12 protein-coding genes are annotated in these 12,016 nt (G+C 34.8%); all 12 read right to left on the bottom strand.

Annotated elements, in window-relative coordinates; translation table 11 throughout:
- Position 1: 1 nt before the first annotated feature.
- Entirely contained in the window at positions 2-328 is a 327-nt protein-coding gene (gene nuoK, locus B3792_RS02465; RefSeq protein WP_125348900.1) for an NADH-quinone oxidoreductase subunit NuoK, read from the bottom strand.
- 16 nt (positions 329-344) lie between these two features.
- A complete protein-coding gene (locus B3792_RS02460; RefSeq protein WP_125348899.1) occupies positions 345-863 on the bottom strand; it encodes an NADH-quinone oxidoreductase subunit J in 519 nt (172 codons plus the stop codon).
- A complete protein-coding gene (gene nuoI, locus B3792_RS02455; protein WP_038333352.1) occupies positions 863-1,363 on the bottom strand; it encodes an NADH-quinone oxidoreductase subunit NuoI in 501 nt (166 codons plus the stop codon). Before nuoI ends, B3792_RS02460 begins: the two co-directional genes overlap by 1 nt.
- Positions 1,364-1,385: 22 nt before the next feature.
- Positions 1,386-2,435: an NADH-quinone oxidoreductase subunit NuoH gene (gene nuoH / locus B3792_RS02450; protein ID WP_019974862.1), complete on the bottom strand. Its 1,050-nt coding sequence runs from the start codon at positions 2,433-2,435 to the stop codon at positions 1,386-1,388.
- A 25-nt stretch (positions 2,436-2,460) separates the two neighbouring features.
- A complete protein-coding gene (locus B3792_RS02445; RefSeq protein ID WP_260509568.1) occupies positions 2,461-3,543 on the bottom strand; it encodes a 2Fe-2S iron-sulfur cluster-binding protein in 1,083 nt (360 codons plus the stop codon).
- Positions 3,544-3,550: 7 nt separating this feature from the next.
- Positions 3,551-4,909, bottom strand: coding sequence for an NADH-quinone oxidoreductase subunit NuoF (gene nuoF / locus B3792_RS02440; protein ID WP_291068781.1), 1,359 nt, complete (start codon positions 4,907-4,909; stop codon positions 3,551-3,553).
- Positions 4,909-5,400, bottom strand: coding sequence for a complex I 24 kDa subunit family protein (gene nuoE / locus B3792_RS02435; RefSeq protein ID WP_038333366.1), 492 nt, complete (start codon positions 5,398-5,400; stop codon positions 4,909-4,911). Before nuoE ends, nuoF begins: the two co-directional genes overlap by 1 nt.
- 15 nt (positions 5,401-5,415) lie before the next feature.
- Positions 5,416-6,657, bottom strand: coding sequence for an NADH-quinone oxidoreductase subunit D (locus B3792_RS02430; RefSeq protein WP_038333370.1), 1,242 nt, complete (start codon positions 6,655-6,657; stop codon positions 5,416-5,418).
- 2 nt (positions 6,658-6,659) lie between these two features.
- Entirely contained in the window at positions 6,660-7,199 is a 540-nt protein-coding gene (locus tag B3792_RS02425; protein WP_038333373.1) for an NADH-quinone oxidoreductase subunit C, read from the bottom strand.
- Between the two features lie 9 nt (positions 7,200-7,208).
- On the bottom strand, positions 7,209-7,781 hold the full coding sequence (locus B3792_RS02420) for an NADH-quinone oxidoreductase subunit B (protein ID WP_038333376.1): 573 nt from the start codon (positions 7,779-7,781) through the stop codon (positions 7,209-7,211).
- 29 nt (positions 7,782-7,810) lie between these two features.
- The gene (locus B3792_RS02415; RefSeq protein WP_115002285.1) at positions 7,811-8,176 is read right to left on the bottom strand and encodes an NADH-quinone oxidoreductase subunit A; all 366 of its coding nucleotides are present in this window, start codon (positions 8,174-8,176) and stop codon (positions 7,811-7,813) included.
- A gap of 227 nt (positions 8,177-8,403) precedes the next feature.
- Positions 8,404-11,772 (bottom strand): transcription-repair coupling factor, encoded by a 3,369-nt coding sequence (gene mfd, locus B3792_RS02410; protein WP_291048853.1) that lies wholly within the window; start codon positions 11,770-11,772, stop codon positions 8,404-8,406.
- Between the last annotated feature and the right edge of the window lie 244 nt (positions 11,773-12,016).

Below are 12,016 nucleotides of genomic sequence, written 5' to 3'. Positions count from 1 at the left end.
CTTAACCTTTTAAACGATTTAACACATTAATATCTACCGAGTATACTTTTCGGAACAATAAAATTATTACTGATAATCCTACAGCAACCTCAGCTGCGGCTACAACCATAATAAAGAATACTAAAAGTTGTGCATCTGTTCCTTTTTCTAATACTGAATTTGCGTGATAGTGCATTTTTGAGAACGCTACTAACAACAAATTCACAGAATTTAACATCAATTCTATACACATAAAAATGACAATTGCGTTACGACGTAGCATAACACCTGCCATTCCTATTCCGAATAGGATTAATGATAAAGTAATATAATAACTGATTGGTAACATCTTTTACTTTTTATATTTAATCCAATAATTCTTCGTCCTTTTTCGATAACATCACCGCTCCAATCATTGCAGAAATAAACAAAATACTGCTCAACTCGAATGGTAAAACATATTCTGAATATAACAATGATCCTAAGTTGTGAATCAATCCTAAATCACCTGTTCCCATTTCTACAGCTGTGTTTGCAGAAGCTTGATTTTGTGAGAAAATACCAATTGTCAAGGCAACAAATAACAAAGAGATTAAACTCGCTGCTACTATTTTTGCTGGTCGACCAAATGATTTCTTTTCACTATTCAAGTTCATCAACATCACCACGAATAAGAACAATACCATAATTGCTCCGGCATAGACAATGACATTTACAATTGCCAAAAACTGTGCGTTTAGCAATACATAATGTCCGCTGATGCAGAAGAATGTTACGATTAAATATAAAATGGAATGTACAGGATTTTTACTGAACACCATTAGTAGCGCACTTAACACCGTTAAGCTCGACAAAACATAGAATAAAATGATAGGTAATTCCATTAATTTGTAGCTTTTTTCGGGATTAATAAATCTTCTTTCGAATAGATAAAGTTTTGACGTTTGAAACTTGCTGGTGGAACTGTTTGCGATAAATAAACAGCATCTTTTGGACAAGCTTCTTCACAGAATCCACAGAAAATACAACGTAACATGTTAATTTCATATTTCGCTGCATACTTTTCTTCACGGTAAAGGTTTTCTTCACCAGGAAGTCTTTCTGCCGCTTCCATTGTAATCGCTTCTGCTGGACAAGCCAAAGCACAAAGTCCACAAGCCGTACAATTTTCGCGATCTTCTTCGTCTCTATTCAAAACGTGTAATCCTCTAAATACAGGACTAAACGGTCTTTGTTTTTCTGGATAACTAATTGTTGCTTTCTTCGAAAAGAAGTGCTTCAATGTAATCATCAACCCTTTTGCGATAGAAATCAAATAGATACTTTCCCAAAAAGTAAGGGGTTTACGTTCTACTTGTTTTACTCTATTTGTAATTGGTTTCATACTTTTAATGATTTTGATGATTCTACTTGTTTAATAATAAAATCACTAAGCCTGTAATTAACATATTGATTAATGCTAAAGGCAATAATTTTTTCCAACCTAAATCCATTAATTGGTCATATCTGAAACGAGGAATTGTCCAACGCACCCACATATAGAAGAAGATGAAGAAACAAGCTTTACCGAATAATGAAAGGAAATTAAGAATTGCCGTTCCATTCACTCCGATAGAGTTTACTAATGTTGCATCGTCTACAAATGGGATATCGTATCCACCAAAATAGATGGTAGAAATTACCACAGAACTGATAAACATGTTGATGTATTCTGCAAATAAGAAGAATCCCATCTTCATCGAAGAATATTCTGAGTGATAACCTCCAATTAATTCATTTTCTGCTTCTGGTAAATCGAACGGAGTACGGTTAGTTTCTGCAAACGAACACACCAAGAAAATGATAAATCCTAATGGTTGTAATAAGATAAACCATGCATGTTCTTGTTGATAATGTACAATATCACTCAATTTTAGAGAACCTGTCATCATCAAAATTGTGATTAACACAATTCCCATTGGTAATTCGTACGAAATAATCTGCGAAGCTGCACGCAAACCTCCCATTAAAGAGTATTTGTTGTTCGATGCCCAAGCACCGATCATAATTCCATAAACACCTAAACTTAACACACCTAAAATGTATAAAAATCCGATGTTAACATCTGCAATTTGAGGAACAACTACACGATCTCCAATCTCGAAAGCTGTCGACCATGGAATAACCGCACCTGTCATACAAGCTACAATCATTGCCAAAGATGGACCTAAGATGAATAAAAATTTATTCGAATCTTTTGGTGTAATTTCCTCTTTCGAGAATAATTTTAAACCATCGGCAAGAGGTTGTAATAAACCAAAAATACCTGCACGGTTTGGTCCGATACGATCTTGTAAGAATGCTGCAACTTTACGCTCAGCCCAAGTAGAGTACATGGCAACAACTAATGCAAAACCAATCATTACGCCTACTAAAGCTAACTTTTCTAATGCATCAGCAATAAATTCTTCTGTCATTTTTGTTAATTTTATTTACGAATGATTAATCTTTAAAATCTTTACTTGTTGCTGGTCCATCAATTTTTGATAAATCACGATTTGGTTCATTTACTTTTGAAACCGAGTGAATATCTAATAAAATCTTTGGATCGCGTTTGATAACTTTCGGAAGTGTTTCTTTTGGCTCCACTTTATTCTCAAAGTAATGACCTTGACGAACAACAGAATCTTTAGAAATTTCTGATGGTTTTTCTAACGTCCAATCGTTGATATCTTTTTTATCGAAACGACATGTGTTACAAATCCAATCTTTTACTTCGTTAAATTCATCTTTGCGAGCTGTTACACGGAAAACTTCATTCCCACGGAACCACACTTGTGCTTTACCAGAACAAGTCGGACAATCGCGATGCGCATCAACTGGTTTCAAGAACCAAACACGATTTTTGAAGCGGAACGTTTTATCTGTTAATGCTCCTACTGGACAAACATCAATAATATTTCCAATGAATTCGTTATCTAAACTTTTGTTGATATGCGTTGAAATTTCAGCGTGATCTCCACGATTCATTACGCCATGCTCACGACAACCTGTGATTTGATCCGCAGTTTTTACACAACGATAACACAAAATGCATCGGTTCATGTTCAACTGAATATTTGGACCTAAATCTTCTTTAGGGAATGTACGACGATCAAATTCGTAACGCGTCGCTTCTGCTCCGTGTTCGTAACTTAAATCTTGTAATTTACATTCTCCTGCCTGATCACATACTGGACAATCTAAAGGATGGTTGATTAATAATAATTCAACAATACCTTTACGTGCCTCAACTGTACGCTCAGACGTTTTATTGCCTACAACCATTCCATCCATAACTGTTGTACGACAAGACGGAACCAATTTTGGCATTGGGCGAGGATCTGCTTCACTACCTTTTGATACTTCTACCAAACATGTTCTACAGTTTCCTCCTGTATTTTCTAATTTACCGTAGTAACACATCGCTGGAGGTGCTACTTCTTTACCAATCATACGAGCGGCTTGAAGGATCGTTGTTCCCGCAGGTACTTCAATCGTTTCGTTATCGATAGTAACTTTAAATAATGGTGTTTCTTCTGCCATCTTCGTATTAATTTGCGGTTTCTTTAATTTCGATTGGATCAGCATAATGTGCTAAACCAAAATTACGCATCAAACATTCTTCCGGATTATTAATATGCCATTCAAACTCATCACGGAAGTGACGAATTGCCGCTGCTACTGGCCAAGCCGCTGCATCTCCTAATGGACAAATTGTATTTCCTTCGATTTTACGTTGAACATCCCATAACAATTCGATGTCAGACATTTTTCCTTTTCCTTCATCGATTCTTTTCAATATTTTCTCCATCCAACCTGTTCCTTCACGACATGGTGAACATTGTCCACACGATTCGTGACGATAGAAACGAGCTAATGTATACGTATGATAAACAACATCTTGATCTTCATCTAAAACAATAAATCCTCCAGAACCCATCATTGTTCCTGTTTGGAAACCTCCTTCTGATAAACTTTCGTAATTCATGTAACGAGGTTTACCTTCGGCAGTTTTTAACAATAAGTTTGCTGGAACAATTGGCACAGAACTTCCTCCAGGAATACATGCTTTAAGACGTTTTCCGTTTGGAATACCTCCACAATATTCGTCTGAATAAATAAATTCTTCAACCGTAATTGTCATATCAATTTCATAAACGCCTGGTTTATTAATATTACCACAAGCTGAAATTAATTTTGTTCCTGTAGAACGTCCAACTCCAATTTTAGAATACGCTTCTCCTCCAATTTCAATAATTGGAACAATTGCAGCAATTGTTTCTACATTATTTACAACCGTTGGTCTTCCCCATAAACCTTTAACAGCTGGGAAAGGTGGTTTAAGACGTGGATTTCCACGTTTACCCTCTAACGATTCTAACAATGCCGTTTCCTCACCACAGATATAAGCTCCACCTCCACGTTGAACATAAATTTCGCAATCGAAACCTGTTCCTTGAATGTTTTTACCTAACCAACCAGCAGCTTTTGCTTCGTCGATTGCTTCTTCTAAAATTTCTGCAACCCACGCATATTCTCCACGGATATAAATAAATGATGTATTAGAACCTAAACAGAATGATGAAATCAAAACTCCTTCAATTAATAAATGAGGAATATATTCCATCAAGAAACGGTCTTTGAACGTTCCTGGTTCAGATTCGTCTGCATTTACCACTAAGTGTCTTGGAACACCTTCTGGCTTTGCCAAAAAGCTCCATTTCATTCCAGTTGGAAAACCTGCACCACCACGACCTCTTAAACCTGAAGTTTTTACTTCTTCTAAGATTTCATCCGTTGTCATTTTAAATGCTTTCTCAGCATTTGCATAACCACCGTTTTCGCGGTAAGCTTGGTAATGACGAATACCTGGAACATCAATATTTTTTAACAGTAATTTTTGTCCCATTATGCTAATTTTTTCAATTCCTCGATTAATTCGTCTACTTTCTCGATCGTTAAATTCTCACGATATGTTTTTCCTAACTGTAACATTGGTGCGTAACCACATGCTCCTAAACATTCGGCTGGTTTTAATGTAAATAAACCATCTGCCGAAGTTCCACCAGCTTCGATATTTAATTTTGTTTTGATGTGTTCGATAATTTTGTCTGAACCTCTTAACATACAAGGTCCTGTTTGACAAACTTCTAACACAAATTTCCCTACAGGATTTAAGTTAAACATCGAATAAAATGAAGCTACTTCGTAAACTTCTACTGGTAAAATATTCAATACTTCTGCAACATAATCTAAATGAGGTGTATCTAACCAACCACCAAACTCAGCTTGTGCCACATGAAGCAAAGGAATCAATGCACTTTGTTTTTTATCCTCTGGATAACGTGCAATGATTTTATCTACTTTTTGTTGTGTCTCTTCTGAAAATTGAATTGCCATTTTTAATAATTTTTATTAAGCATCTAATTCTCCAGCGATCAAATTCAAACTACTCATTGTAATAATGGCATCTGAAATCATTGATCCTTCGATCAATTCTGGATAAGCTTGATAATAAATGAAACAAGGTCTACGGAAATGTAAACGGTATGGCGAACGTCCACCATCAGAAACGAAATAATAACCCAACTCACCATTTGCAGCTTCTATTGAATTATAAATTTCTCCTTTTGGCATATCTACTTCTCCCATAATAATTTTGAAGTGATAGATTAACGCTTCCATTTTTGTGTAAACATCTTTCTTTAGTGGTAAATAGAAGTCTGGAGCATCAGCATGATATTGCGTTGCTTCTTCTCCTTCTAATGCATCAATCTTTGCAATTGCTTGTTTGATGATGCTTAAACTTTGCCACATTTCTTGACCACGAACTAAGAATCTATCGTAACAATCTCCCGTTGTACCAACTGGAATATCGAATTCGAATTCTTCGTAACGAGAATATGGTTTCGCAACACGAACATCATAATCTACACCAGCCGCACGTAAATTTGGTCCTGTGAAACCATAATTTAATGCACGCTCAGCCGAAATTCCTCCAACTCCTTGTGTACGATCCATAAAAATACGGTTACGTAAAAATAAGTTTTCAAACTCTGTTAAGACATCTGGAAACTCTCTCACGAAACGATGGATTTTTGTCCATGCAACTTCAGAAAAATCACGTTCGAAACCTCCGATACGACCAATATTTGTTGTTAAACGAGAACCACAAATTTCTTCGTAAATCTCATAAATCAACTCACGATATTTCATCATATAAAGGAATCCTGTAAATGCTCCTGTATCAACTCCCATAATCGAATTACATACGATATGATCTGCCATACGAGCCAATTCCATAATGATAACACGCAAATAAGAAACACGTTTTGGAACTTCAATTCCAACGAATTTCTCAACTGTCATGTGCCAACCTAAGTTATTTAAAGGCGCCGAACAATAGTTCAATCGGTCTGTTAAAGGTGTAATTTGGTACAAAGGTTTGCGTTCAGCAATTTTCTCAAAAGCACGGTGAATATACCCAACTGTAGGAACCGCAGATTTGATGATTTCACCATCAATCTCTAAAATATTTTGAAACACCCCATGTGTTGCAGGATGCGTAGGTCCTAAGTTTAAGGTAATTGTGCTTTTTTCTAACGAACCATCTGGAAGATCAAGATGCTTTAATTTTTTAGTTTTCTCTTTTCCCATGGTTAATTTGCTTTTACATTAAAACCTCCATAATTGAAATCTCCACCACGACCAAACATATCGTCGTCTTTGTCTTTACGTGTTTGATCCTCTAATGGGAACTCTTTGCGTAACGGATGATAATCCATTTCTGGAACATTCATGACACGAATTAAATTTGGATGTCCTACAAAATCAACTCCATAGAAATCATACGCCTCGCGCTCTAACCAGTTAGCTGTTTCGAATAATTTAGTTGCGGTAAAAATCGAAGGTTTTTCGATTGGTAAAGCAAATTTTAATCGAACCTCAACTCCTTCATATAGATTATAAACTAAATAGGTTACAACCAATTCTTCTCCAACATTATTAGGATAATGAATAGCAGTTAAATCCTTCAAAAATTTGAAAGATAATTGCTCATCATCATATAAATATTGTAAAATCTTTAGATTGAAATCTTTGTTAGCGTATAAAGTCAATACACCGAAATGCTCTTCGTATCCGTATATATTTTCTTGAAACTTCTGAACCAAACGGTCTTTTATAAATGAATTGTCCATTATTTCAACTTATTTAATTCCATAACTTGCTAAAAGTTGTTGATATTCTTCGCTACTTCTGCGACGAACACTTTCGCTCTCTACCAACTCCTGAATACGCATTACACCATCGATAATTGCTTCTGGACGAGGCGGACAACCTGGCACATATACGTCTACTGGAATTACTTCATCAATTCCTTGTAAGACCGAATATGTATCAAAAATTCCTCCCGAACTTGCACAAGCGCCAACAGCAATCACCCAACGAGGTTCTGCCATTTGGATGTAAACTTGCTTCAGAACTGGTGCCATTTTTTTAGAAATTGTACCCATTACCATCAACAAATCGCACTGACGAGGCGTAAAAGCCAAACGCTCAGATCCAAAACGTGCCAAATCGTATGTCGAACCCATAGTCGCCATAAACTCGATTCCGCAACAACTTGTCGCAAATGGTAAAGGCCAAATAGAGTTTTTACGCGCTAATCCAACTACTTTTGATAGTTGCATCGCCATAAAACCTTCACCTTCAAAACCTCCTGGAGACTCTACAATCTTCACATTGGTATTGTGTGTTACTGGTCTTTTATTATGAATCATTATACTATTATTTTAGAATTTTAATCGCTCTATTTTTCCCAATTAAGAGCTCCTTTTTTGCGTACATACAAGTACATCACAAAGAATAATCCAACGAATGTTACAACTGCTGCAAAACCTTCCCAACCTAACTCTTTAAAATTCGCTGCATACGGGTAAAAGAAGATTACCTCTACGTCGAATAACACGAATAAAATGGCTACTAAGAAGTATTTAATTGCAAATGGCTGTCTTGCATTTCCAACTTTCTCAATCCCAGACTCGAAATTCTCTAATTTTTCGTCTGTCTTTCTCGATGGCCCAAGAAAATGTGTCGCAACGATAGTACCCGCTACAAACGCAAAAGCAATCACAAAAAGAATGAGAATAGGAATATAACTTGATGCTGTTTCCATAACTACTTTACTATTTTTCCAACTAATATTTTATCGATAAAAATAATAATAAAATATCATATTATTTATGTAAATTAGTTTTCAGCTAGTTACATTTCTTTATATGATAAATTATATATTATTTATTTATATCGGAAGTTTGATAATTGAATAAAAAAAGGAGAACTAACAACTTGGTCAATTCTCCCTATGTATTTTATTAGATTACTAATTAAAACTTAAAAAAGTTAATGAATTAATAAATTTTGTAGACCTTGTAGTGCTTCATTCACAGTTTTAATATGTTCAAATCGTACTAACAATGTTGGGTACTCTTCTCCTTTTTTGGGTGATTTTTCCTTAAAACTGATGTTTTTAGGGTTATTTTGAACGTAATTTAAAATTAATCTAAATTCATCTGACTGATAAAATTCGCTTTGTGGTTTATTAATAAAATAAGCCAATAAAACACCATTTTTCATCACCAAACGTTCGAAACCTAATTTTTTACTGATCCATTTCAGTTGAATTGATTCCAATAAATTTTCGGCTTCAATTGGTAATTTTCCAAAGCGGTCAATCAAATTATTTTTAAACGTTTGTAAATCTGTTTCAGTTTCGACATCAGCTAATTCTTTGTACAGCAATAAACGCTCTTCCGAACTTTCAATGTATTCGTCTGGGAACATAATTTGTAAATCCGAATCAATTTGCACATCCGACACATACGATTTTACTTCTTCCGATTTTTGATCTTCGAACAAATCTTTGAAATCCGTTTCTTTCAATTCTTCTATCGCTTCATTCAAGATTTTTTGATACGTTTCGAATCCAATATCCATCATAAATCCTGTTTGTTCAGCACCTAAAAGATTTCCAGCTCCACGAATTTCTAAATCTTTCATCGCAATATTGAATCCTGATCCTAAATCAGAAAACTGCTCAATTGCTTGCAAACGTTTACGCGCTTCGTCCGTTAAAACCGAAAGTGGTGGCGCAACCAAATAACAAAACGCTTTGCGGTTACTACGACCAACACGTCCACGCATTTGATGCAAATCTGCCAAACCGAAATTCTGCGCATCATTAATTAAAATCGTATTCGCATTCGGAACATCTAAACCAGATTCGATAATAGTTGTTGACACAAAAACATCATATCGACCATCAATAAAATCGAGTAAAACGGCTTCTAATTCTTTCCCATCCATTTGTCCATGACCAATCGCCACACTCGCATCAGGAACTAATCGTTGTACCATTCCAGCAATATCTTTTAACGATTGCACACGATTGTGAATGATATAAACTTGTCCACCACGTTGCATTTCATACATAATCGCATCACGGAAAATCTCTTCATTAAAACCAACCAATTGCGTATCGACAGGTTGTCTATTTGGTGGAGGAGTTTTGATAACCGATAAATCACGCGCAGCCATCAACGAGAATTGAAGTGTACGCGGAATTGGCGTCGCAGTCAAGGTTAATGTATCAATATTTTCGCGAAGTGTTTTCAATTTATCTTTTACACCAACACCAAATTTGTGTTCCTCATCCACAATTAATAATCCCAAATCTTTGTATTCAATTTTTGGATTAACCAATTGATGCGTTCCTATCACAATATCAACTTGACCAGATTTTAAACCATCTAAAACAGCTTTTTTCTTTGCTCCTGTTACAAATCGATTGAGATAAGCAACTTTCACAGGCAAATCTCGTAAACGCTCTGAAAATGTCTTGAAATGTTGAAAAGCTAAAATCGTTGTTGGCACTAAAACAGCAACTTGTTTTCCATCAACAGCTGCTTTCATCGCCGCACGAATCGCAACCTCTGTTTTCCCGAAACCAACATCTCCACAAACCAAACGATCCATTGGGCGTTCAGATTCCATATCCGTTTTTACATCTTGCGTCGCTTTGTACTGATCGGGCGTATCTTCATAAATAAAAGATGCTTCCAACTCATTTTGCAAATACGTATCAGGCGAATACGCAAAACCTTTTCTGGCACGGCGTTTCGCATATAATTTAATCAAATCGAAAGCAATTTCTTTTACTTTAGCTTTGGTTTTATTCTTTAAATTTTTCCAAGCTGGAGATCCAAGTTTTGAAATTTTTGGCTCAGCGCCATCTTTTCCTCTAAACTTTGCAATTTTATGCAACGAATGAATATTAACATACAGAATATCATTATTTTGATAAATCAATTTGATTGATTCTTGCGTTACGCCATTATTATTCAATCGTACCAAACCTGCAAATTTTCCGATCCCATAATCTATATGAGTCACAAAATCTCCAACTTGCAACGAATTGATTTCCTTTAGCGTAATCGCTTCTTTTTTGGAAAATGAATTTCGAAGATTGAATTTATGATATCGACCAAAAATCTGGTGATCTGTATAACACGTTAATTTGATTTCTTCGTCAATAAAACCTTGATAAATAGATCCCAAAACGGGAATATATGAAACTTCTTTTCCGATATCATCAAAAATTTCTTCGAAACGTTTGATTTGATTTTCATTGGAACAAATCAGTGCATTTTTGAAACCTTCGGCTTTATGCTCATTCAAATCATCAATTAATAACTCGAATTGCTTATTAAAACTTGGTTGAGGTTTGAATGGTGATTCTATTTCTTCAACTGTTTCAAAATAAGATTTCATGGAACATTCAATAACTCCATAAGATGAAATTTGTTGAAGAAATGCATTCTCATTCAAAAATAAATGATTCGGTTCTGCTTGTTTAATTTCTCCTTTCAATTCTGAAAAAGCAACTTCCGCTTGTTCAAAATTCTTGGTGATTTGTTTCGCTAAAACAGAAATATTTTTCGCGATAACTAAACTATCTTTCGAAATATATTCTAAGAAACTTTCTCGTTTTTCGTTAATCGATTTACTCTCAAGATTTGGAATAATCGTAATTTCTTTTGTCGTTGCAATGGACAATTGATTCTCGATATCAAACGTTCTGATGGTTTCCACCTCATCACCAAACAACGAAATTCGATAAGGATGCTCATTCGAAAACGAAAAAACATCTATAATTCCACCACGAATCGAGAATTCTCCCGGTTCAGAAACAAAATCAACACGATGAAAATTATAAGAAGATAAAACCTCCGTTAAGAAATCAATTCCTAAATCATTTCCAACCTTCACTTTAAGTGTATTCGTAGAAAGCGCTTTTTTTGTCACTACTTTTTCAGACAAGGCTTCCGCATATGTCACCACAATTTTTGGGCGTTTCGAATGCGATAATACATTTAAAACCTCTGTTCTAATAACAACATTTGCATTATTTACTTCCTCAATTTCGTAAGGACGCTTATAAGAAGACGGAAAAAATAGAATTTGTTCTTTATCAAACAAAGTTTCCAAATCATTTAACACATAAGCCGCTTCTTCTTTATCATCAAAAATTAGAATCGTAGGACGCGCAACACGATCATATAAATGACCAGTTATAATGCTCAATCCTGAACCTAAAAAACCTTTGATATTGACTTTATGCTGTGGATTATTTTTAAAATTGACAATAAGCTTCTGTACGAAATCTGAAGAATCGTATAAGCTAAAAACGTTGTGAATAGTTTTCTGTTCCAAAGTTTTGCAAATATAAAATTTTATAAACTTATTTTTAAACAATCTTTAAAAAAAGCAATGTTAAAATGCGAATTTTCAATTAATGAAAATTTTTCGGAAAATTTATAAAAAAAGTTGAGCTAAGTTAAAAAAATTAATCCTAGCTTTGATTTATCAAAAAAAGAAAATGAAATTAGTTCACAACATTATCAACTTGATTATTTTAGTCATTCTTATTCCAAGGAGTGGTAATTAGTTGTGTACG

Source organism: Empedobacter sp. UBA5924 (assembly GCF_002431085.1).
Taxonomy (GTDB): Bacteria; Bacteroidota; Bacteroidia; order Flavobacteriales; family Weeksellaceae; genus Empedobacter; species Empedobacter falsenii_B.
The sequence above is the reverse complement of the archived record's forward strand: the minus strand, read 5'-3'. Positions and strand labels throughout refer to the sequence as shown.

Coding starts and splice junctions, on each gene's coding strand:
- nuoK (WP_125348900.1), bottom strand. CDS start 328: ATGTTACCAATCAGTTATTATATTACTTTATCATTAATCCTATTCGGA.
- B3792_RS02460 (WP_125348899.1), bottom strand. CDS start 863: ATGGAATTACCTATCATTTTATTCTATGTTTTGTCGAGCTTAACGGTG.
- nuoI (WP_038333352.1), bottom strand. CDS start 1,363: ATGAAACCAATTACAAATAGAGTAAAACAAGTAGAACGTAAACCCCTT.
- nuoH (WP_019974862.1), bottom strand. CDS start 2,435: ATGACAGAAGAATTTATTGCTGATGCATTAGAAAAGTTAGCTTTAGTA.
- B3792_RS02445 (WP_260509568.1), bottom strand. CDS start 3,543: ATGGCAGAAGAAACACCATTATTTAAAGTTACTATCGATAACGAAACG.
- nuoF (WP_291068781.1), bottom strand. CDS start 4,909: ATGGGACAAAAATTACTGTTAAAAAATATTGATGTTCCAGGTATTCGT.
- nuoE (WP_038333366.1), bottom strand. CDS start 5,400: ATGGCAATTCAATTTTCAGAAGAGACACAACAAAAAGTAGATAAAATC.
- B3792_RS02430 (WP_038333370.1), bottom strand. CDS start 6,657: ATGGGAAAAGAGAAAACTAAAAAATTAAAGCATCTTGATCTTCCAGAT.
- B3792_RS02425 (WP_038333373.1), bottom strand. CDS start 7,199: ATGGACAATTCATTTATAAAAGACCGTTTGGTTCAGAAGTTTCAAGAA.
- B3792_RS02420 (WP_038333376.1), bottom strand. CDS start 7,781: ATGATTCATAATAAAAGACCAGTAACACACAATACCAATGTGAAGATT.
- B3792_RS02415 (WP_115002285.1), bottom strand. CDS start 8,176: ATGGAAACAGCATCAAGTTATATTCCTATTCTCATTCTTTTTGTGATT.